Annotated in this window: 17 protein-coding genes; 3 read left to right on the top strand and 14 right to left on the bottom strand. The window is 60.8% G+C overall.

What is annotated here, in order from left to right; genetic code table 11:
- Window positions 1-263 precede the first annotated feature (263 nt).
- Window positions 264-3,695, top strand: a complete 3,432-nt coding sequence (locus HMPREF2806_RS02535; protein WP_070516003.1) for a pyruvate carboxylase — start codon at window positions 264-266, stop codon at window positions 3,693-3,695.
- Window positions 3,696-4,156: 461 nt separating this feature from the next.
- Here HMPREF2806_RS02535 and HMPREF2806_RS02530 read toward each other — a convergent pair whose 3' ends face one another.
- The 3 genes from HMPREF2806_RS02530 to HMPREF2806_RS02520 all read right to left on the bottom strand — a co-directional run bounded on the left by HMPREF2806_RS02530 (window position 4,157) and on the right by HMPREF2806_RS02520 (window position 7,743).
- Window positions 4,157-4,714 (bottom strand): GNAT family N-acetyltransferase, encoded by a 558-nt coding sequence (locus tag HMPREF2806_RS02530; RefSeq protein ID WP_046648354.1) that lies wholly within the window; start codon window positions 4,712-4,714, stop codon window positions 4,157-4,159.
- 254 nt (window positions 4,715-4,968) lie between these two features.
- The gene (locus tag HMPREF2806_RS02525) at window positions 4,969-6,741 is read right to left on the bottom strand and encodes an ATP-binding protein (protein ID WP_070511464.1); all 1,773 of its coding nucleotides are present in this window, start codon (window positions 6,739-6,741) and stop codon (window positions 4,969-4,971) included.
- Window positions 6,742-6,882: 141 nt separating this feature from the next.
- Window positions 6,883-7,743: a sulfurtransferase gene (locus HMPREF2806_RS02520; RefSeq protein ID WP_046648352.1), complete on the bottom strand. Its 861-nt coding sequence runs from the start codon at window positions 7,741-7,743 to the stop codon at window positions 6,883-6,885.
- Between the two features lie 289 nt (window positions 7,744-8,032).
- Between HMPREF2806_RS02520 and HMPREF2806_RS02515 the strand changes: the two genes are divergently transcribed.
- The gene (locus HMPREF2806_RS02515; protein WP_046648351.1) at window positions 8,033-9,091 is read left to right on the top strand and encodes a Cj0069 family protein; all 1,059 of its coding nucleotides are present in this window, start codon (window positions 8,033-8,035) and stop codon (window positions 9,089-9,091) included.
- Between the two features lie 209 nt (window positions 9,092-9,300).
- On the top strand, window positions 9,301-10,602 hold the full coding sequence (locus tag HMPREF2806_RS02510; RefSeq protein ID WP_070511466.1) for a DUF4282 domain-containing protein: 1,302 nt from the start codon (window positions 9,301-9,303) through the stop codon (window positions 10,600-10,602).
- A gap of 246 nt (window positions 10,603-10,848) precedes the next feature.
- On the opposite strand, the gene HMPREF2806_RS02505 is transcribed toward HMPREF2806_RS02510, so the two are convergent.
- The 11 genes from HMPREF2806_RS02505 to HMPREF2806_RS02455 all read right to left on the bottom strand — a co-directional run bounded on the left by HMPREF2806_RS02505 (window position 10,849) and on the right by HMPREF2806_RS02455 (window position 20,926).
- The gene (locus tag HMPREF2806_RS02505; protein WP_070511468.1) at window positions 10,849-11,265 is read right to left on the bottom strand and encodes a DUF3151 domain-containing protein; all 417 of its coding nucleotides are present in this window, start codon (window positions 11,263-11,265) and stop codon (window positions 10,849-10,851) included.
- Window positions 11,266-11,395: 130 nt separating this feature from the next.
- Window positions 11,396-12,670, bottom strand: a complete 1,275-nt coding sequence (locus HMPREF2806_RS02500; RefSeq protein ID WP_070516001.1) for an MFS transporter — start codon at window positions 12,668-12,670, stop codon at window positions 11,396-11,398.
- A gap of 312 nt (window positions 12,671-12,982) precedes the next feature.
- Window positions 12,983-13,573, bottom strand: a complete 591-nt coding sequence (locus HMPREF2806_RS02495; RefSeq protein ID WP_070509489.1) for a Maf family protein — start codon at window positions 13,571-13,573, stop codon at window positions 12,983-12,985.
- 4 nt (window positions 13,574-13,577) lie between these two features.
- Entirely contained in the window at window positions 13,578-13,772 is a 195-nt protein-coding gene (locus HMPREF2806_RS02490; RefSeq protein ID WP_046647024.1) for an acyl-CoA carboxylase subunit epsilon, read from the bottom strand.
- Window positions 13,773-13,781: 9 nt separating this feature from the next.
- Window positions 13,782-15,113, bottom strand: coding sequence for a carboxyl transferase domain-containing protein (locus HMPREF2806_RS02485; protein WP_070515999.1), 1,332 nt, complete (start codon window positions 15,111-15,113; stop codon window positions 13,782-13,784).
- Between the two features lie 59 nt (window positions 15,114-15,172).
- On the bottom strand, window positions 15,173-16,786 hold the full coding sequence (locus HMPREF2806_RS02480; protein ID WP_046647022.1) for an acyl-CoA carboxylase subunit beta: 1,614 nt from the start codon (window positions 16,784-16,786) through the stop codon (window positions 15,173-15,175).
- A gap of 235 nt (window positions 16,787-17,021) precedes the next feature.
- Window positions 17,022-17,285 carry a hypothetical protein gene (locus tag HMPREF2806_RS02475; RefSeq protein ID WP_046647021.1) on the bottom strand — a complete coding sequence of 88 codons (264 nt, stop codon included), beginning with the start codon at window positions 17,283-17,285 and terminating at the stop codon, window positions 17,022-17,024.
- Window positions 17,286-17,446: 161 nt separating this feature from the next.
- A complete protein-coding gene (locus HMPREF2806_RS02470; RefSeq protein ID WP_070515996.1) occupies window positions 17,447-18,949 on the bottom strand; it encodes an alpha-amylase family protein in 1,503 nt (500 codons plus the stop codon).
- The gene (locus HMPREF2806_RS02465; RefSeq protein ID WP_049156366.1) at window positions 18,946-19,131 is read right to left on the bottom strand and encodes a hypothetical protein; all 186 of its coding nucleotides are present in this window, start codon (window positions 19,129-19,131) and stop codon (window positions 18,946-18,948) included. The genes HMPREF2806_RS02470 and HMPREF2806_RS02465 overlap by 4 nt, the downstream gene beginning before the upstream one ends.
- Window positions 19,131-19,952 (bottom strand): carbohydrate ABC transporter permease, encoded by an 822-nt coding sequence (locus tag HMPREF2806_RS02460; RefSeq protein ID WP_049156365.1) that lies wholly within the window; start codon window positions 19,950-19,952, stop codon window positions 19,131-19,133. The genes HMPREF2806_RS02465 and HMPREF2806_RS02460 overlap by 1 nt, the downstream gene beginning before the upstream one ends.
- Complete coding sequence (locus HMPREF2806_RS02455; protein ID WP_070509492.1) at window positions 19,949-20,926, bottom strand: carbohydrate ABC transporter permease; 978 nt, start codon at window positions 20,924-20,926, stop codon at window positions 19,949-19,951. Before HMPREF2806_RS02455 ends, HMPREF2806_RS02460 begins: the two co-directional genes overlap by 4 nt.
- Between the last annotated feature and the right edge of the window lie 66 nt (window positions 20,927-20,992).

The raw sequence follows: 20,992 nt of genomic DNA, 5'->3' as shown, positions 1-20,992 counted from the left end.
AGGATAGAAACAGGGGGTGGAACATGTCAATAGGTTTATATTTTTTTAAAAGCGAAGTAAATCCTTTCCTATTTGGCCGCTGCATGTTTAAAGGGGGAAGGGTAGCTGCGCATGAAGGGGGGCGAGCCATCTAGGGGTGTGCCTAGAATTCTGGCGAGAACCTAATTGAAATCTGTTGACCTATATGTCGATTCTCGCCCGCGTTGTCGCCTCGGACACTATCCTTGTCTTCGTATTGTTCCTATCTGAAAGGATCACTCCTAGTGTCTGATACCGCCCACAAGTCCTTCTCTAAGATCTTGGTGGCCAACCGCGGTGAGATTGCCGTGCGTGCCTTCCGCGCCGCCTTTGAGGTCGGTTCCAAGACCGTTGCAGTTTATCCCAAGGAAGACCGCAACTCCTTCCACCGTGCCTTCGCGGACGAGGCCGTGCGTATTGGTACTGAGGGTCAGCCGGTTAAGGCTTATCTCGATATCGATGAGGTTATTCGCGCCGCCAAGAAGTCCGGTGCGGATGCCATTTACCCGGGTTATGGCTTCCTTTCGGAGCGTGCTGATTTGGCCCGCGCGTGCCGTGATAACGGCATTAAATTCATCGGTCCCACCGCGGAGACCTTGGACCTGACCGGTGATAAGGCCGCCGCAGTGGCTGCGGCCGAGGAAGCAGGGCTGCCGACTTTGAAGGACTCGAAGCCCTCGACGGACGTCGACGAACTGGCGGAATACGCCAAGGACTTTGAGTTCCCAGTCTTCGTGAAGGCCGTGGCCGGCGGCGGTGGCCGCGGCATGCGCTTCATCGAGAACGAGGCTGAGCTGAAGACCAAGTGCGCGGAGGCATCCCGCGAGGCAGAGGCCGCCTTCGGTGATGGCCACGTCTACCTTGAGACCGCGGTGATTCGCCCGCAGCACATCGAGGTGCAGATTCTGGCTGACTCCCAGGGCAACGTCATGCACCTGTATGAGCGCGACTGCTCCGTGCAGCGCCGCCACCAGAAGGTCGTGGAGATTGCCCCGGCACCGATGCTGGACCCGGAGCTGCGTGACCGCATCTGCGCGGACGCCGTGAAGTTCTGCGAGCATATCAACTACGAAGGCGCCGGTACCGTCGAGTTCCTCGTCGATGAGAAGGGCAACCACGTCTTCATCGAGATGAATCCGCGCGTGCAGGTCGAGCACACCGTGACTGAGGAGGTCACGGGCGTTGACATCGTGAAGTCCCAGATGCAGATTGCCGCGGGCCTCTCCCTGGAGGAGCTGGGCCTCAAGCAGGAGGATATCCACATCACCGGCGCGGCGCTGCAGTGCCGTATCACCACTGAGGACCCCTCCAACGGCTTCCGCCCGGATACCGGCACGCTGACCCAGTACCGCTCGCCGGGCGGCGCGGGCGTGCGTCTCGACGGTGCAACGGCCGTCGGTGCGGAGATCTCGCCGAACTTCGACTCCCTGCTGGTGAAGATGACCTGCCGCGGTGTCAACTTTGAACAAGCCGTGGCACGTGCGCAGCGCGCGCTCAACGAGTTCACCGTGGCCGGCGTGGCCACCAACATCGGCTTCCTGCGCGCTCTGCTGCGTGAGCCGGACTTCGTCAACACCCGCGTGGACACCAGCTTCATTCCGGAGCACCCGGACCTGCTCAAGGCCCCGCCGGCCGTGGATGAGTCTGGCCGCATCATCGACTACATCGCTGACGTGACTGTCAACAAGCCGAACGGCGAGCGCCCGACCACCCTGCGTCCCTTCGACAAGCTGCCGGATCTGGACTTTAACTCCGAGCTGCCGCGCGGTTCCCGCGACGACTTGCTGGAGCTGGGCCCGAAGAAGTGGGCGGAGAAGATCCGCAAGCAGGACGCCTTGGCCGTCACCGATACCACCTTCCGCGATGCTCACCAGTCCCTGCTGGCCACCCGCGTACGCGGCACTGCTCTGGTCACCGCGGCGGAAGCCGTGGCCCGCATGACCCCGGAACTCTACTCCGTGGAGGCATGGGGTGGCGCCACCTACGACGTGGCCATGCGCTTCCTCAAGGAGGACCCGTGGGTCCGCCTGGACTTGCTGCGCGAGGCTATGCCAAACCAGAACATCCAGATGCTGCTGCGCGGCCGCAATACCGTGGGTTATTCGCCGTACTCCAACGATGTGTGCACCGGCTTCGTGCAGGAGGCTGCCAAGTCCGGCGTGGATGTCTTCCGCATCTTTGATGCGCTGAACGACGTCACCCAGATGCGCCCGGCTATCGACGCCGTCCTGGAGACCAACACCACCGTGGCCGAGGTTGCCATGGCCTACTCCGGTGACATGTGCTCCCCGGATGAGAAGCTCTACACGCTGGATTACTACCTCAAGCTGGCCGAAGAGATCGTCAACACCGGTGCCCACGTCCTGGCTATCAAGGACATGGCGGGCCTGCTGCGTCCGGAGTCCGCATCCAAGCTGGTTATGGCTCTGCGCAAGGAATTCGACCTGCCGGTTCACGTGCACACGCACGACACCGCCGGTGGCCAGTTGGCTACCTACTACGCGGCAGCGCTTTCTGGTGCCGACATCGTCGACGGCGCCTCCGCACCGCTGGCGGGAACCACCTCTCAGCCTTCGCTGTCCGCCATCATCGCGGCGTTCTCGAACTCTTCGCGTGACACCGGTATCTCCCTCAAGGCAGTCTCCGACTTGGAGCCCTACTGGGAGGCAGTGCGTCAGCTCTACCATCCGTTCGAGAAGGGAATTCCTGGCCCGACCGGCCGCGTGTACCGCCACGAGATTCCGGGTGGACAGCTGTCCAACCTGCGCGCACAGGCTACCGCGCTGGGCTTGGAGGACCGCTTCGAAATCATCGAGGACACCTACGCTGCGGTGAATGAGATGCTCGGCCGCCCGACCAAGGTGACCCCGTCCTCCAAGGTGGTTGGTGACCTCGCCCTGCACCTCGTGGGTGCTGGCGTGGACCCAGCTGACTTCGAGGCCAACCCCACCAAGTACGACATCCCGGATTCCGTCATCGCCTTCCTGCGCGGTGAGCTCGGTACGCCTCCGGGTGGCTGGCCGCCGCTGCGCGACAAGGTCCTGGAGGGCCGCGCGCCTGGCGACGTCACCGTCAAGCCCGTCCCTGAAGAGGAGAAGGCACACCTGACTTCGGATGATTCCACCGAGCGCCGTGCTTCCCTCAACCGCCTGCTCTTCCCGAAGCAGTTCGAAGAGTTCAACGAGTTCCGCCGCACCTACGGCAACACCGAGGCGCTGACGGACACCGTCTTCTTCTACGGTCTGGAAGAAGGTAAGGACTACATTGTTCACCACTTCCCGGAGGGCTCCAACGACCGTGCAGATCTCAAGCCCATTACCTTGCGTCTTGACGCGATGGGCGAGCCGGACGAGAAAGGCATCCGCAACGTCGTGCTCAACGTCAACGGCCAGATCCGCCCGCTCAAGGTGCGCGACAACAACGTCGAGTCTACCGTCGCCACCGTGGAGAAGGCTGACCCGTCTAACGAAGGCCACGTGGCCGCACCGTTTGCCGGCGTGGTGAACCCGACCGCCAAGCCTGGCGACGAGGTCAAGGCCGGCGACCAGATCGCCGTCATCGAGGCCATGAAGATGGAAGCCTCCATCTCCGCCACCAAGGATGGCACCATCGAGCGAGTCGCCATTGGCGCCGCCACCAAGGTGGAGGGCGGCGACCTCATCGCCGTTATCAACTAAAAGTCGACTTAGGTCGTGGATGGGTGAGCAGCGTCATTCTTGGCGCTGCTCACCGGTGGTTTCTGCGGTGGGGTGGGATTTTTCCGCACTGCATTGGCCTAAGTCAGGAGGGCGTCCCTCTTAAAAGGCATCTGGCAGAAGGCATCTTTGGGTCCAAAAACGCCATCTGCAATGAGTAAAAGGCGTTTTTAGCCGTGAAAACGCCTTTTGGCAGATGCCTTTTACCAGACGCCTTTTGGCAGATGTCTCCAGCACGTCGATGGAGGCATGCAGACGTTGTGCGTTGCGAGGGGTGCGAAGAAGGTAATCCGTTTCGCGAAGATACGTGCAGCGTTCTACGGAAACGGTCGTTGTGACCCGACCTAGGTTATAGGCGGGTGAGCAACGTCGCTCTTGGCGCTGCCGTCGGCGCGCCGACGAAGGTGTCGAGTATAGTCGACACCCTTTGTCGGCTTGCGGTACTAGAAGCGCTTGAGCATCACGTGGGCATCCGGGCGGCCCGGGACGTCGATGTCGACAAAGCCCTCGGATTCATACAGCTTGCGGGCGCCGGTGTTCTCCGGCTCAATCCACAGCGAAATCGCCGGGGCTTGCTGCGCCTCGGCGAGGTCGCAGGCGTTGCGCAGGAGACGTCGCCCAGCGCCGAGGCCCCTGTAGCGGGACTCCACAGCAATGAAGAGCTCGGGGATATCCTCCGGGTCGAGGTCGGTGGCCCATTGGGACTCATCGAAAGGATCGGCCTCGGGGTTGCCGGTGTAGGCTGCGCCCTTCGCTTCGGTGGTGTAGTAGCGCAGCCACGCACCACCGACGGGAACGCGGTGGCTGGAGACTGCGATGACGCCGCCGTCGACGTGCGGGGACCATTCATCGACGTACATTCCCACGTCAGGTGTGTGGAAATCCCCGATATGGGCGTCCTCGTCACCGAGGACATCGGCGAGGAAAAGAAGGCGGGAGAGGTAGGTACGGTCGTGCTCCTTGGCCAACCGTACGCCGAACTCGGAATCGTTAACGCTCATGCCTTTCGAGGCTACTTGATCTCTGAATTTAGCTACTCACAGAGTGACTCGAGGGGGCGTGGGTGGCGCTATCCTGATGCGCCACTGTTGCATCCCCCCCAGAGCGACAAGTCAGCACCCCGGTAAGTAGTACTCAGCGGGCCAGTGACCCGGAGCAGAGCTCCACCGGGGTATCACGGACAGAGAGTACGTAACGTTGCTGACTGAAGCAAGGTTATTGCAGTGCTCCCTGGCCGCAAGGAAGCACCGGCAAATTACTTGATCTCCAGAATCGGCTCGCCCTTGTTGATCTGCGTTCCGGTGGATACCTTGAGGTCGGCCACGGTGCCGGACTTGTGGGCCTTGACGGGGTTCTCCATCTTCATGGCCTCGAGGACGACGACGACCTCGCCCTCTTCCACTTCCTGGCCTTCCTCGACGGCGACCTTGATGACGCTGCCCTGCATCGGCGCGGTCACGGTGTCACCGGACACGCTTGCCGACGCTCCCTTGCCACGACGCTTCTTCGACTTCTTGCGCTTGCTACCACCGCCCAAGAGCAGGTTGCCCGGCAAAGCCACCTCGATGCGGCGGCCGCCCACCTCGACGACGAACTTCTGGGCCGCCTCCTGCTCTTCGTCCTCGGCTGCTTCGGCGGGGTCGACGTATGCGGGGAGCTCGTTAACCCACTCTTCCTCGATCCACTTGGTGTAGACCGTGAAGTTGCCGTCCTCGGCGGTGAAAGCGGGATCGGTGAGGATGGCCTGGTGGAAGGGGATAACTGTGGGCAGGCCCTCGATGCGGTACTCGGCCAGGGCGCGGCGTGCGCGCGCGATGGCGGTGGCACGATCCGGACCCCAGACGATGAGCTTGGCCAGCATAGAGTCGAACTGGCCGCCAATAACGGAACCTTCGCGCACGCCGGAATCCATGCGCACACCCGGACCGGAAGGCTCGGAGTAGGTGACAACCGTGCCGGGCGCCGGCATGAAGCCCGCGGCGGCGTCTTCGCCGTTGATGCGGAATTCGATGGCGTGGCCGCGCGGGGCGGGATCCTCGGAGATGGAGAGCTCGCGGCCCTCGGCGATGCGGAACTGCTCGCGTACCAGGTCGAAGCCGGTGGTCTCCTCCGTAACGGGGTGCTCCACCTGGAGGCGGGTGTTGACCTCGAGGAAGGAGATGAGTCCGTCAGAACCGACGAGGTATTCCACGGTGCCGGCACCGTAGTAGCCGGCCTCGCGGCAGATGCGCTTGGCCGACTCGTGGATGGAGGCGCGCTGCTCATCGGTAAGGAAGGGGGCAGGAGCCTCCTCGACGAGCTTCTGGAAGCGGCGCTGCAGGGAGCAGTCACGGGTGCCCATGACGACGACGTTGCCGTGCTGGTCGGCGAGGACCTGGGCCTCGACGTGGCGGGCCTTATCCAGGTAGCGCTCGACGAAGCACTCTCCGCGGCCGAAAGCGGTAACGGCCTCGCGGGTGGCGGATTCGAAGAGGTCCTTGATCTCCTCGCGGGTGTGCGCGACCTTCATGCCGCGGCCACCGCCGCCGAAGGCGGCCTTGATAGCAACGGGGAGGCCGTGCTCATCGGCGAAGGCTTCGACTTCTTCTGCGCTGGCGACGGGATCCTTGGTGCCCGGTGCCATAGGAGCATCAGCGCGCTCGGCGATGTGGCGGGCGGTGACCTTGTCACCCAGCTCCGCGATGGATTCCGGGGACGGGCCGATCCAGATCAGGCCGGCGTCGATGACGGCCTGAGCAAACTCGGCGTTCTCGGAGAGGAAGCCGTAGCCGGGGTGGATGGCGTCGGCGCCGGATTTGGAGGCGGCGTCGAGAATCTTGCCGAAGTCGAGGTATGACTCCGCGGAAGTCTGGCCGCCGAGTGCAAAGGCTTCGTCGGCAAGCGTGACGAATGGGGCATCGGCATCGGGCTCGGCGTAGACCGCTACGGATGCAATGTTGGCGTCGCGAGCCGCGCGGATAACACGGACCGCAATCTCACCGCGGTTGGCCACGAGGACCTTGGTGATGTTCTTGGTTTCAACTGCCACGGCAGGAACCCTCCTCCATGATTTGTGATAGGACTGCGTACTATTCTTGCACACCAAAACATGAGGATACCTTCACATCTTGGTTTCGTGTCAAAAAATAAACCCGCACCAGCGCGGATGCGGGCTTATATCGGCGTGTTGCTAGCGCTCAACGGGCATGCGAACCATGTTGCCCCATTCTGCCCACGAGCCGTCGTAGACACGGGGTGCCTCGAATCCGAGCAGGTACTTGAGGACGAACCATGTGTGCGCGGCTTGGGCTCCGACGTGGGAGTAGAGGACGGTTTCCGTTGCCGGTTCGAGCTCGCCGTAGTTGACCTTCAGCTCGCTGAGCGCGCGGAAGCAGCCGTTCGGGTAAATCGCGCGGTCCCACTCGAGGTTGATGGCGCCGGGAATGTGGCCGTGGGTCATTGTGGTGCCGTAGGCGGACTCGCCGGCTCCAGCCTTGTGGGCGGCCTCGCCACAGAACTCCTCTGGGCTGCGGGTGTCAACCACCGTGGCGGAGGAGTCACGCAGCTCGTCGACGAAAATGCGCGAGGATTCCTCGCGGGAAACCTCCGGGTAGGAGGAAGCAGAAGGCTCGGGGACCATGAAGGAGGTGTCGCGTTCTTCGGACATCCAGGCGTCCCGTCCACCGTCGAGAAGCCGCACGTCCTCGTGGCCGTAGAGCTCGAAGACCCACAGCGCGAAAGCAGCCCACCAGTTGGACTTGTCGCCGTAGAGGACGACGGTGTCGTCGCGCTCAATACCCTTGGAGCGGAGGAGTGCGGTGAAATCCTCTGCGCTGATAATGTCCCTCGCTGTGCTGTCGAGCAGCTCAGTTTGGACGTTGATGCGGATCGCGGTGGGGATGTGGCCGATGTCGTAGAGGAGTGAGTCCTCATCAACCTCGATGACGTGGAGGCCGTTGATGCCCAGTCGCGCGGACAGCCACGGTGCGGACACGAGGCGCTCAGGGTGCGCGTATTCCTGGAAAGGGGGATTCGGGTCGAATTCGGCCACGGTCCACCTGCCTTTCTCGTTGAGGGGGAACGTTCGGTTCAACTCTAGCGTGCTGGGCGGACATGTGGTCACGGGGGAGGCGTATTTGTGGTGTTGGATACATTTCTTCTGCAGTTAGCGCTGCTGCACGTTCACTGGTTATAACAAGCGTGCAGGTCAGCGGCCAAAAAGTGCGGTACGCTTGCTTTTTATGCCTTTTCGGGGGTGCTTTTCTAGGTGAGCGCGAGGGTCCAACCTGGGTTATTTTAAGAAGTGACACTCACTAACCCCCTAGTGGAAGGGAATCACTGTGCACAAAGCAATCGTCGTCTTCGAGGTTGAGGGCGGATCCGATAAGCAGATCAACGGACACCGTAAGGACACCATGCCGATCGTCGACTGCATCAAGGATGCAGGTTGGCACGCCGAGGTCGTGTTCTACCGCCCTGAGTGGTCCGAGAAGCTCTTCGAGTATGTATCGGAGAACTTCGATGCCTACATCTCCCGCGTGAACCCGGGCAACATCCCGGGCGGTGAGAAGGGCTACTTCGATCTGCTCACCAAGGTGTCCGAGGCCGGACTGGTCGGCATGTCCACCCCGTACGAGATGATGGCCTACGGCGCTAAGGATGCCTTGGTCAAGCTCAATGACACGGACCTGGTTCCGGCTGACACCGCCGCCTACTACGACGTCGAGTCCTTCCACAAGACCTTCCCGACCTCGCTGTCCTACGGTGAGCGCGTGCTCAAGCAGAACCGTGGCTCCACCGGCTCCGGCATCTGGCGCGTGCGCCTTGCCGACGAGAAGCTGGCCGAGTCCGTCGAGCCGGGCACCGCACTGCCGCTCGACACCAAGATCAAGTGCACCGAGGCTGTGGACAACCACACTGAGGAGCGCGAGCTCGGCGAGTTCATGGACTTCTGCGACCAGTACATCGTGGGTGACAACGGCATGCTCGTGGACATGCGCTTCATGCCGCGCATCGTCGAAGGCGAGATCCGCATTCTTCTCGTGGGCCCAGATCCGGTCTTCGTGGTGCACAAGAAGCCGGCCGAGGGCGGCGACGCCTTCTCCGCCACCCTGTTCTCCGGTGCCAAGTACACCTACCAGAAGCCGGAGGAGTGGCAGGAGCTGGTCGACATGTTCGCTGACGTCCGCCCGGTCATCGCTGAGAAGCTCGGTGGCGACAACATCCCGCTGATCTGGACTGCGGACTTCATGCTGGCTGATGGTGAGAATGGTGAGGACACCTACGTCCTTGGTGAGATTAACTGCTCCTGCGTGGGCTTCACCTCTGAGCTGGACATGGGCATCCAGGAGAAGGTGGCTGCTGAGGCCATCAAGCGCGTGGAGGCCAAGCACGCCTAAGCGTGTTGCTGCGCACTAGCCTTTGAGCACAAGCTTGTGATTGTTCCCCCGCCTGCGGCGGGGGAACTGTCGTTTTCTGGGGCGTGTTCCCCAAGCCGCGCTGCCGGTGAGCGAGATCTCAGGTACGTTCGGAGGGGTAAAAATTACGCCATTGTAGTGCTGTAGCGCGCTGCGAATTTCGATGATTCTCCGAAAGGTCTAACGAAAAAATGACGAACCCCAACCAGTTTGGTGAGAACGGCGATAACAGCGATAACCACGTCAACGGGTCCAACGGTGAGAACGCCGGGAACAACGGTTACAGCAGCTTCGGCGGTTACGATAGCTCCCAGTCAGGCAACGATGACGCTGCGTCCGCGTGGGGTAGCCAGGCATCGAACTCCGGTTTCGGCTGGGGTGGCCAGGCAGGATATGGCGACTACTCCGAGGGCTCCGCCGACTCGTCTGGATTCGGTTATTCCGCTCCCCAGGGTGCGCAGCCGGATGCTGAGAATCGCGGCTTTGACGCGTCCGGTTCGGGCTTTAATGCGTCCTCCGATTCCGCCGCGGACTCGGCCTATGATTCGGCGAAGAACAGCACGGAGTCTGGCACCGAGCACTCTTCCAGCTCCTCTGTCCCTGCTTCCGAAACCTTCGGCGGGCAAGATTCCCAAGCCTCTCACGGTACCTTTGGCGCTTCCTACGGCTCGTACAATGCCGACAGCGACGCGGGTGCGGCGCAGAACTCCAGCGCCGAGCACAACGCTGGCACCGATCACAATGCTGGCGCTCACAATGCTGGCGCTGATCACGCTGCGGACTCCGTGAACTCGAACCAAAGCTATGGCGGCCAGAACTACGGTAATCAGGGCTACGACAACCAGGGTTATGGCAGCCAGGGATTTTCTAACCAGGGCTATGGCTACGGCACCCCGTCGGAGTCGCACCAAGACCATGGCTTTGGTCAGCAGTCGGGAGAGGGCTTTGGAACCACGGCTTCCCACTCAACCTCCGGCTTTGGTGGCTACCCCCAACAGAACCAAGGATTTGGGGCACAAGGCCAGCAAGGTTTCGGCGCCCAAGAACAGCAGGCTTTCGGCACGCAGGATCAGCAGGGCTTTGGTCAGCAGAACAACTCGCCCTTTGCCGCCTCCCCGCAGCAGGACTACCCACAGCAGAATTCACAGGGCGGCAGCCCCTCCAAGGGCGCTGGCTTCTTCAAGGCGCTGTTTGACTTCTCCTTCAATGACTTCGTCACCCTGAAGTTCTCCTCCTTCATCTACCTGCTGCTCGTCATCGTGGCAGGGGCAGCATGGGCGGGAATGATCCTCTTCTCCTTCTTTGCTTTCACTGACAGCTTTCTCATCGGAATCTTGACGTTCCTGGGCGCTGTCATCGGTGGCGGAATCGCGTTCCTTTTCTACGTCATTCAGTTCCGTTTGATCTTGGAGTTCTTCGTGGCGAACATCCGCACCGCGCAGAACACCGGAGACCTTGTCTCTCAGGCGGATGGCGATAGCGATAAGGAATAGGTGGTCTCACGCGCTGCGCTTTTCGCAGACACGCTAATCCCGCGGCCTCACATTCGAGGTCCGCGGGATTTTTACATGTAGGAGGGGCTGTCTGAGAATTCCGGTAGCCACCACAGTTGGTTTCAGTCGTATGGTTCAGGTCAGATGGTTCATGTGCCCCCAAACAAACCATCTGTGGCCTCCTAGATGGTTTACTTGCCCCCAACTAAACCTTTTGAGTAGAACCAGGTGACTAGAACCATGTGCTTAATCCAGTAGCGTAGCGACGCACTCGGGGTCGGCATCGGAGAGCATCTGGCGGATGCGGTCATATTCTGCGTCCTCACCGATGGCCTTCGCGGCATGGCCCAGTGCGGCAATCGCGCGCAGTACGCCTTGGTTTGGTTCGTGAGAGAAGGGGACAGGGCCCCAGCCCTTCCACCCATTGCCGCGCAGGCGGTCGAGGCTGCGGTGGTAGCCGGTGCGCGCATAGGCGTAGGCGGTGATGAATGCGGTGGGCTCAGCGCCCTTGTTCTTGTCTAGTTCTTGCTCCGCCAGCAGCGCCCAGAGCAGCGGGGAATCTGGGTGGGCGACAATTCCCGCGGTGAGATCAGCGGTGCTGTCAGCACCCGGATCGGCGGGCAGATTGATGGGTGGGGGAGCGAGCATGTCTTTCATTTCCATGCCGCCCCACTCTAGCCATGTGGCAGTGAGGCCACCAGAGGGGGCGAGCTTGGATACGACTAGTCGAGGCTAAGGCTGGGGTCCGACTGGCGCCGCGAAGGCTTTGAAGCGTTCGTATACGTCATAAGGGTTACTCGAGAACTGGGAGGGAATTGAACTCGGTTGCTTTAGGTAGTGCGCGTAAGACTGAACCCGCCACTATCAAGCAAGAGATAACCGAGCACAGAACACATAGTGCCATGCTTGCCTGAAAACCAATTGCAGAAAGAAGAACGCCTGCGCTGGTGGAGGCGATGATTGGAAGTAGTCCCATCATTAGGCGTGCTCCTGCCGAGCACTTACCTATCTTTTCAGGGGGTGCAGATAACGCAAGTAGTCCACCAGAGTACGAGTTACATGCGATCGAGGGAATGACGATGAAAAATGCTGCGACTGCGATAAGCGGCCAATAATGGGAAAACACGAGAAGAAATATGTACCACATTAATTCCCAGAGCATGGTTGCTCGGATTATGTTTCTTCCAGGTAATCGCTTGATGAGGTGGTCCTGAAAAAATCCTCCAACAATCATGCCTAGGGTAAACATGGTTGAAGTTAAGCCGATTATCCAGCCATCAACTTTAAGATAGGCCAACCATAGATCTATGGACGCGATGAGGAAAAAATTGGCAAAATTCGAGCATAAATCGATGCTGAAAATTGCCCGGAGCACCGGATATTTCCAAATCCAAGCCAAAGAATATTTGCTATCGGACCAGAACTCTTTAAATGAATATCTTGGGCCGCTGATTGTTTCACCTAGGTTTGCATTGATGCTCCTTGAAGCATATACGGGACCAAGCCCTGACAGGGCTTGCGTAATAAAAGGAATAACCGGGGCGAGTCCGTAAAGGAGGCCTCCCAAGGGTAATCCGACCATCCAGATAATGTTGTCTCGAGTTTGGTTACGGCCCTGTGCTTGGACAAGTAGATTCTCTGGGATGATGAATCTTAGAATGGCGTTGGTTAGCCCTCCGAAGGTGCCTGTAATCATCCCAGCAAAAACGCTGAAGAAGAATAAGGAGATGAAGGCGAATTTACCCAGGCAGAGGAGTAGGGAAAAGGAAGACCAGATAGCAATCTGACTCAGGCCGTAAAGGAGAAGCAGATTCTTCTTATCGAAGCGATCAATGATCATTCCGGCTGGGATGGTCATGATCATGGAGCCAGCTGAGCTTGCTGCTCCGATGAGACCTGCTTGGCTTAGACTTCCAGTGAGGTAGAAGCTCGCAAGTGAAACAGGGATGGCAATGAGGGATGAGCCTAAAGCGCTTGTTGTGTCGGCGAAGAACCACCGTAAGTAATCGGGATGACTCTTGCGTACAATAGTCCAAAAATTTCCACCAGTAGTATTGTGATCTTGCATCGGTTCTCTCTATGTTTTGACAACCGCGACTGGAAACTCATGCGCGCAGCATGAACCCAGCGTCGGAATTTCGAGGTAGACAATTCTCTCGGCGGTGAAATATTGACCCGTCGAAAGCAGCGGTGTGTCAAATAGAAATTACTGATGCAGCAATGAGGACATGGTGTACTCCAAATTCCTTACTTAAGCTCTGTGCGAGTTCCTGAAGCGATTTAAAACCTGTAGATTGCAGGATCTAATTCCGCTCTCTCGCATGCAGTGAAATGTGAATCACATAATATCGGTGATTAAAAATCCAGTCAATAGGTTTGATTAAACCCAGAAGCCGGAAACGTTGAGCCCAAAGGAATACAGCGCGCGGCGCAGCACCGGCAGCGAAAGCCCGATGACGGAGGAAGGATCGCCCTCAATGCGGTCGATGAACCAGCCGCCGAGGGCTTCCAAGGTAAAGGCGCCGGCGCATTCCAGCGGCTCGCCGGTGCGGGCGTAGGCCTCGATATCGGCGTCCGAGGCCTGGGCAAAGTGCACCGTGGTGCGTGAGGCTTCAACGAAGCGCTCCTCGCCGTAGAGCACGCAATGTCCGGTGATGAGTTCCGCGGTACGCCCGGCCTGCGCGTGCCAGCGTTCCACGGTGGCCTCGGGGGTGTGGGGTTTGCCTTGGAGGGAGCCGTCGAGAAGCAGCATTGAATCCCCACCCACCACGACGTCCTCGGGATAGTCGGCAGCAATGGCCTCCGCCTTAGCAGTAGCCAAGGCACAGACGATTTCGGCGGGCTCAGCACCCGCCAGGCGCTCCTCGATGGCGCGCTCGTCCACGTGAGCCGGGGCGATGACGGGTTCCACGCCCGCACCCCGCAGGATGGACAGGCGGGAGGGGGACTGGGAGGCCAGAACCAGGCGCATGCGCTTAGTAGTAGCGGACGTTGCGGAAGGCGGACGGGTTGAATACGTCACCCGGCTGTCCCCACAGGTCGCGCTCAGAGCGGGTATCGGCGGCCTTGGCGCGCGCCTCAGAGTCGAGCTGGCTGAGCACCGTGGATAGGGCCGCCACCTCAGCGTCGGTGGGGTTGCCGCGCAGAACGGTAAACAGGGAAGCGGTCATTGGACACCTCTACAAAACGATATTGCCGTGCTTCTTCGGCAGGGTCGGAATAATCTTGCGATCCAGCAGGCGCAGGCCCTCAATGAGGGAGCCACGCGTGGCTGCCGGGGTAATAACGGAATCGACGAGACCGCGCTCAGCGGCCTGGTACGGGGTCAGGTAGGCGGCGGCCTCCTCCTCGCTCAGCTCTAGCTCGGAGGCCAGTGCGGGGGCATCGGCCACGGCGATCTCGGCCGTCGGCCACGCATAGGACAGATCCGCGCCGAGCTCCTTGGAGCCGAAGGCGATGTATCCGGTACCGTGCGCGCGGCGGACGATGACGCTGATCTTGCCCACGCTCGCCGCGGAGTAGGCGTGCACCAGCTTGGCCAGCGCCGCCTTCTCCACGTCCAGTGCCGGAGTATCGACGAACTCGATGATGGGAGTATTGAAGGCATCGCAGAGGCGGATGAAACGCGCGGCCTTGGCGGCAGCTTCCGCGTCGAGGGTGTCGCGGTTGGCGATGAAGCCCACCGTGCGGCCCTCCACGCGGCCGAAGCCGGTGAAGACACCGCGCACCTGGGCGCCGAGCTCGAAAACATCCTCACAGGTGGCGGTGACCACGTCGGCGAGATCGACGGCGCCGTCATCGCCCACGAGGGTATCGAGGGCGTGGTCGGCGTCGGTGATGTTCTCCTCCACCGAACCCGACACGATGGTGGCCTCGGTGCGGGGAGCGGCGGCACGGTTATTGGAAGGCAGGTAGGAGAGCACGCGCTTGGCGACGCTCACCTCGTGCTCCCCGTCCGCCTGCAGGTCACCGTCCGGAGCGATGACTACATCGGACAACGCGGCTACGAGCGAGGCCTCCTTCGAGTCTGCGTAGACCGCCGTGACCTGCGGGATGAGGCCGGAAGCGGTGGTAGCGCGGGCCAGGATGCGGGCCTGCATGGCGGAGGAGACGATGCCTTCCTGGGCGCGGGGCTTGTCGCTGGCGACGAGCGCGACGATGGGCACGCCGGTCTTAATGGCGAGGTCGTAGAGCTTGGTGACCTTTTCGCCGTAGACCTCGCCCATGGTGCCGTCGAACAGCGAGGCGTCCTGCGCATAAGCGCAGACCTTGCGGCCGTCCACGGTGCCGAAACCGGTGACGACACCGTCGGTGTAGGGCCGGACGTGCTCGCGGCCGAACTCGGTGGAGCGGTGGCGAGCAAGCGCGTCGGTCTCTACGAAGGATCCGGCATCGAAGAGCGCCTCGATGGCGCTGCGAGCCGCAGGGACCTCTCCCTGCGGCGCACGGGACTCGGTGAGCTTGGCGCTGAGGTCCTCGATCTTGCCAGCGGTCGTCTTCAAGTCAGTCATGGGACACTAGTGTAATACAGTGCGTCTTCTGTACTAATCTGTGCCGATCCGAGTGCGCGTTAGAGCGGGATGTTGCCGTGCTTACGCGCCGGGCGCGCGACGTTCTTGTCGGCGAAGAAGCGCAAGTTTTTGGCAATTGCACTGCGGGTTTCGGAGGGGAGAATGACGGCGTCGATAAGCCCGCGCTCCGCTGCCTTATACGGGTTGAGCATGTGGTCTTCATACTCGCGCTCGAAGGACTTGGTCAGCTCAGCCACGTCGAGGCCCTTTTCGTGGGCTGCCTTGATCTCCTTGCGGTAGATGAAGCCGACGGCGCCGGCTGCGCCCATGACGGCGATCTGGGCGGTGGGCCACGCCAGGTTGACGTCCGCGCCGAGGCCCTTGGAACCCATCACGCAGTAGGCACCACCGTAGGCCTTGCGCAGGGTGACGGTGATCTTCGGAACCGTGGCCTCGGCGTAGGCGTAGAGAAGCTTGGCGCCGCGGCGCAGGATGCCATCGTGTTCCTGATCGGCGCCGGGGAGGAAGCCGGGAACGTCGACCAGCATGATGATCGGGATGTTAAAGGCATCGCAGGTGCGCACGAAGCGGGCGGCCTTCTCGGAGGAATCAATGTCGAGGCAGCCGGCGAAAACCTGCGGTTGGTTGGCCACAAAGCCCACGGTCTGGCCCTCGATGCGGCCGAAGGCGGTCACCACGTTATCGGCGCGATCAGCCTGGATCTCCAGGTAATCGCCGTCATCGGTGAGGGTTTCGATGACTTCCTTGACGTCATAGGGCTGGTTCGGGGAGTCCGGGATGATTTCATCCAGCAGGAGGTCATTGGCAGTCTCTTCGCCCAGCTCCTCGTAGGGCTCAGCCGGTGTCAGCTGGCGGTTATTGGAAGGCAGGTAGGTCAGCAGGTCGTGGACCCAATCCAGTGCTTCCTCGTCGCTAGAAGCGGTGTAGTGCGAGGTGCCCGACTTGTGCATGTGGACTCCGGCGCCGCCGAGTTCCTCTTGGGAGATCTCCTCGCCGGTGACGGTCTTGATGACGTCGGGCCCGGTGACGAACATCTTGGACTTCTCATCCACCATCACGACGAAGTCGGTCAGCGCAGGGGAGTAGGCGTTGCCGCCGGCGCAGGCGCCCATGATGACGGAGATCTGCGGGACGACGCCGGAGGCCTTGACGTTTTGGTAGAAGGTCTTGGCAATCCAGTCCAGGGAGACGGCACCGTCCTGGATGCGGGCGCCGGCGCCTTCGTACAGGCCGATGAGTGGACGACCGGTAGTGATGGACAGCTCCATGATCTTGATCATCTTCTCGCCGTAGACCTCGCCGAGGGCGCCTCCGAAGACGGTTCCGTCCTGGGAGAAGATGCAGACCTCGCGGCCGTCGATGGTGCCCCAGCCGGTGACGATGCCGTCAGTGACCGGGCGCTTCTTGCCCATACCGAAGTCCGTGGTGCGGTGCACGGCGAGCATGTCAGTCTCGACGAAGGAACCTTCATCGAGGAGGTAGTCCAAGCGATCCCGGGCGGTGAGGCGGCCCTGGGCGCGGACCTTTTCGTGGGCCTGTTCGCCCATGGGCTGCGCCGCTGCTTCGCGACGCCTCTTCAGTTCAGCGATCTTGCCTGCGGTGGTGTCGGCGCTCAGGGAGTCAAGCTCCGACAAATGTGAGGAAATAGTCATGTTTCGACAGTGTAGAGAAGTTTTGTATAGGAATGTATAGCGGCACGCGGGTGATTTCTCTCACAGTTCACGTTTGTGCAGGTGAATGGTGGTGTAAAAGGTGAGGGAATCCTCGCATACGGCGCGTCGGGTGCATGTGGGTCAGTGTAGTGGGTGTGTAGTGAGGGGCGTCGAAAGGTGACTCAATGAAAAAGCCTCGCCCCGTAAAAGGGGGCGAGGCTTAGGTTATGTGGTTTTATTCGGGGGTGTCTGCCAGCCAACCGAGGCTGTAGAGGAAGAGTTCGGCATCTACGAGATCCTCTTCCTTGGGGAAGGTGCCCGTAAGTGTGGCGTAGGACTCTTCGATGTCCGTGTGGGTGGCTGGGATGAGACCGTGCTTGAGCAGATCTTCAGCGATGTGCGACACCAGTGGCGCCGGGTGCACCGTGTCAAGGTTGATTCCGGTGGCACTCTTGAATTCGTTAGTGATGGCGGAAAGGAATCCGGTCAGGGTATTCATTTGGCTCACCTCTCTATTTCTTGTCGTAATGATGCGGCTGTCCGCATCATGGGGTTGAACCAACTATATAGGTAAAATCCTCCAAAAGCTAGCTTTCATTCACGGCGAGTTAACTTTTAGTTAACCTAGCGGGAAATGTGAGGTGAGTTACGAAGTGTCTTTTAGGCCTCTACAGGCAGCCAAGCGTAGCCATAGGGGCCCAGCTCCACAGGGCCTAAGTCGACGGTCTGATCCGTGAAGTTGTGCAGGCACAACAACTCACCGCGCTGGAATCCCAGCACGCCCGCATAGCCGGTCTCTACGGCCTCAAAGGGCGCGGTACCGAGCTCCGGATGTGCCTTACGCTGCTGGATCAGCCCGCGCAGGCGGTGGAGGAGCGAGTCATCGTCGGCAAGCTGCTCCTCTACCGAAACCCCTACGCCGCCGACGATGGGCCGGCGCGGGTGGGCGGACGTAGTGAAGCCTGCACCCTCGCCCGGCTCCCACTGCATGGGCGTGCGCACAGCATCGCGGTCAGGCAGCTCGGGGGCATCGTTCATCCCAATCTCATCGCCGTAGTACAGAAAGGGAGCGCCCGGCAGGGTCATGAGTAGTGAATAAAAAAGCTCAATCTTGCGGTAATCATTGCCCAGCAGCGGGGCAAGGCGCCGCGCGATGCCCACGTGGGCGCGCATCTGATCATCGGGCAGGTAGTGCTCGTACATGATCGCGCGCTGGTCCGCGTTGACCATCTCTAGGGTCAGCTCGTCGTGGTTGCGCAGGAAGGTTCCCCACTGGCAGCCTTCGGGCAGTTCCGGAAGCTCCGCCATGATGTCGTAGACCGGTGTGGCATCACCCAGCGCCAGCGCCTGGTAAAGCCGCGGCATCACTGGGAAGTTGAAGACCATGTGGAAGCGGTTGCCCGTGCCGTAGAACTCCATGGTTTCCACCGGTGGCTGGTTGGCCTCCGCGATCATGATGGCCTCGGGGTAGTTCTCGTTGATGAAGGCGCGGACCTTCTCCACAAATTCGACCGTCTCCGGCAGAGACTCGCCGCCCAGTCCATCGCGTTCGTAGAGGTAGGCGATGGCATCGAGGCGGAAGCCATCCACCCCCTTGTCCAACCAGAAGGAGAGGATCTTGAAAATTTCCTCGTGGACTTTCGGGTTGTCGTAGTTCAGGTCCGGCTGGTGGGAGTAGAAGCGGTGGAAGTAAAACTGCTTGCGCTCCGGGTCCCATGCCCAATTCGAGGTCTCCGTATCGGTGAAGATGATGCGGATCTCGGGGTAGCGCAGGGGATCATCGCCCCACACATAATAGTCCCCATAGGGCCCTTCCGGATCGGTTCGGGAGGCTTGGAACCACGGGTGATCGGTAGAGGTGTGGTTAAACGCGAGATCCGTCATGAGGCGCATGCCGCGCGCGTGGAGCTCGGCGACGAGCTCGTCGAAGTCCTCCATCGTGCCGTAGTCAGGGTGGATGGAGTAGTAATCGGCGATGTCATAGCCGTCATCGCGCAGCGGGGAAGCATAGAACGGGGAAAGCCACAGGCAGTCAACGCCAAGCCACTTGAGGTAGTCAAGCTTCTCAATAACCCCGCGCAGCGTGCCCACGCCTTCGCCGGTGGTGTCCTTGTACGAGCCCACGAGGGCTTGGTAGAAAATGGCGTTGTCGTGCCAGCTCATCGGAGATCCTTCCGTTTAGCCCGCCACAGCAGATACTCCGCCAGGCACAGCGCGCCCGCGAGGAGCCCCGGCCAGATGGCGGGGGAGGGGTGAAAAAGATTGAGAACTGCCTGCACCAGCGCCAGGAAGGCGAAGAAGCCAACGAATCCCAGCGCGGTGTCCCACAGCAGTGCGCGGCGCATTAGGCCTTAACACCTCCGGCGGTGAGGCCGGCGACGATGCGGTGCTGGAAGATGAGCACCATGATGATCAGCGGAACAGTCACCAGCGCGCCCGCAGCCATGGTGGCGGCGTAGGGGTACTCGAAGGCTGAGGGGCCGGAGAAGCGTGCGATGGCCACGGTCACCGGCTCGGTGGCGGTGGTGGAGAGCTGCTTGGCCAGCATGAACTCGTTCCACGTGGTGATGAAGGCGATGATAGCCGTAGTAAACAGTGCCGGCGCAGCCAAGGGCAGGAGCACCAGGCGGAAGGCCTGACCGCGGGAAGCACCGTCCACGCGAGCGGCCTCCTCCAGTTCCCAGGGCAGCTGGCGGAAGAAGCTCAGCAGCGTGTAGACCGTCAGGGGCAGCGCGAAGGAGATATTCGGGATGATCATCGCGCGGTAGGTACCGATCCATTCGAGGTTGCCGAAGAGCTGGAATAGCGGGGTTACCAGCGCGATGGCCGGGAACATCGAGGCGGCCAGAATGATGCCGGTGACAACGCCCTTACCCGGGAAGTCATAGCGCGCCAAGGCATAGGCGGTAAACACGCCGATGAGGACCGCCACCGCGGTCGTGGCCAGGGAGATGAGCAAAGAGTTCCCTAAGGCATTGAGGAAGTCATTGCCCTTGTCCGTGGCTAATGCATCCCGGAAATTATCGAGGGTCACATGCGTGGGCCACGGGGTGGTGTCGAAGGTATGGGACTTGTGCCGCAGGGCGGTGACGACCATCCAATAGAAGGGTGCGAGCCCCCAGAACATGATGAAGAGGATGCCTAGGTAATGGCCGATCTTTTTCATGACTTCTTCTCCTTCTTCTGGCGGGCAGTACCGGAGACATCAGCGCCGAGGAAGCGCACCAAGATGAACGCGACGGTGAAGATAAGCAGGAAGATGAGCGTGGACAACGCGGAGGCCGAGTTGAAGTGGCCCTGGCGCATGTCCTCCACGACGAGCTGGGAAATGGTCGCTGTCGGGGAGTTGGAGGAGGCCGAGATCATGATGACCGGCAGGTCGTACATGCGCAGTGCATCCAGCGTGCGGAAGAGGATCGCCACCATGAGCGCCGGGCGTACCAGCGGCAGGGTGATGGTGAAGAAGGTTTGGATGCGCGAAGCGCCGTCCACGCGGGCGGCATCGTAGACATCGCGCGGAATCATCTGCAAACCAGCCAGGATGAGCAACGCCATGAAGGGGGCGGTCTTCCACACGTCGGCGATAATCACCGCGAGACGGGCATAGAACGGGTCTGTGGTCCACGCGATGCGCGTGCCGACGAGCGCGTTGACGATGCCATCCGGCGCGAACATGAACTGCCACAGCTTCGCGGTCACCGCGGTGGGGATAGCCCAGGGAACCAGCACTGCCGCGCGCACGAGGCCGCGACCGCGGTACTCACCGTTCATCACCAGCGCCATGAACATGCCCAGGATGGTCTCCAGGGCAACCGTGACCACGGTGAAAAAGAGAGTGATCTTCACAGCCGGCCAGAAATCGGTGGCGATGACACCGTCAGGGCACGCGGTGGCCTGGCCAGTGGCTGACATGCAGCGATTGGTAATCCAGTAAAGGTAGTTCTCAAGGCCGGCGAAGGAGCCTTCCTCGAACACACCCGTAGTCGGGTTCAGCCGTTTGTTGCCCTGGAAGGACAGCATCACAGCGCGCACAATGGGGTAGCCGATGACCACAGCCAGCGCTATCAGCGCCGGTGCGATGAGCGCGGCCACACGCAGGTACTGTCTGCGGGGCTGCACGGTAGGCGGTGCTCCAGCCATGCGGTGCCTGCCTTTCTAATTCATAGGGGGAGAAGGGGTTTAACGGGGGTTGGGGAAATCATAGCG

The organism is Corynebacterium sp. HMSC076G08 (assembly GCF_001811515.1).
Classification (GTDB): Bacteria; Actinomycetota; Actinomycetes; order Mycobacteriales; family Mycobacteriaceae; genus Corynebacterium; species Corynebacterium hiratae.
This window is presented reverse-complemented; position numbering and strand designations above follow the sequence as displayed.

What these genes read in the sequence shown, in the direction of transcription:
- HMPREF2806_RS02475 (WP_046647021.1), bottom strand. Translation starts at nt 17,285, where the DNA reads ATGAATACCCTGACCGGATTCCTTTCCGCCATCACTAACGAATTCAAG.
- HMPREF2806_RS02460 (WP_049156365.1), bottom strand. Translation starts at nt 19,952, where the DNA reads ATGAAAAAGATCGGCCATTACCTAGGCATCCTCTTCATCATGTTCTGG.
- HMPREF2806_RS02510 (WP_070511466.1), top strand. Translation starts at nt 9,301, where the DNA reads ATGACGAACCCCAACCAGTTTGGTGAGAACGGCGATAACAGCGATAAC.
- HMPREF2806_RS02455 (WP_070509492.1), bottom strand. Translation starts at nt 20,926, where the DNA reads ATGGCTGGAGCACCGCCTACCGTGCAGCCCCGCAGACAGTACCTGCGT.
- HMPREF2806_RS02530 (WP_046648354.1), bottom strand. Translation starts at nt 4,714, where the DNA reads ATGAGCGTTAACGATTCCGAGTTCGGCGTACGGTTGGCCAAGGAGCAC.
- HMPREF2806_RS02485 (WP_070515999.1), bottom strand. Translation starts at nt 15,113, where the DNA reads ATGACTGACTTGAAGACGACCGCTGGCAAGATCGAGGACCTCAGCGCC.
- HMPREF2806_RS02505 (WP_070511468.1), bottom strand. Translation starts at nt 11,265, where the DNA reads ATGGAAATGAAAGACATGCTCGCTCCCCCACCCATCAATCTGCCCGCC.
- HMPREF2806_RS02490 (WP_046647024.1), bottom strand. Translation starts at nt 13,772, where the DNA reads ATGACCGCTTCCCTGTTTACCGTTCTGCGCGGCAACCCCACCGACGCT.
- HMPREF2806_RS02470 (WP_070515996.1), bottom strand. Translation starts at nt 18,949, where the DNA reads ATGAGCTGGCACGACAACGCCATTTTCTACCAAGCCCTCGTGGGCTCG.
- HMPREF2806_RS02480 (WP_046647022.1), bottom strand. Translation starts at nt 16,786, where the DNA reads ATGACTATTTCCTCACATTTGTCGGAGCTTGACTCCCTGAGCGCCGAC.
- HMPREF2806_RS02465 (WP_049156366.1), bottom strand. Translation starts at nt 19,131, where the DNA reads ATGCGCCGCGCACTGCTGTGGGACACCGCGCTGGGATTCGTTGGCTTC.
- HMPREF2806_RS02500 (WP_070516001.1), bottom strand. Translation starts at nt 12,670, where the DNA reads ATGCAAGATCACAATACTACTGGTGGAAATTTTTGGACTATTGTACGC.
- HMPREF2806_RS02495 (WP_070509489.1), bottom strand. Translation starts at nt 13,573, where the DNA reads ATGCGCCTGGTTCTGGCCTCCCAGTCCCCCTCCCGCCTGTCCATCCTG.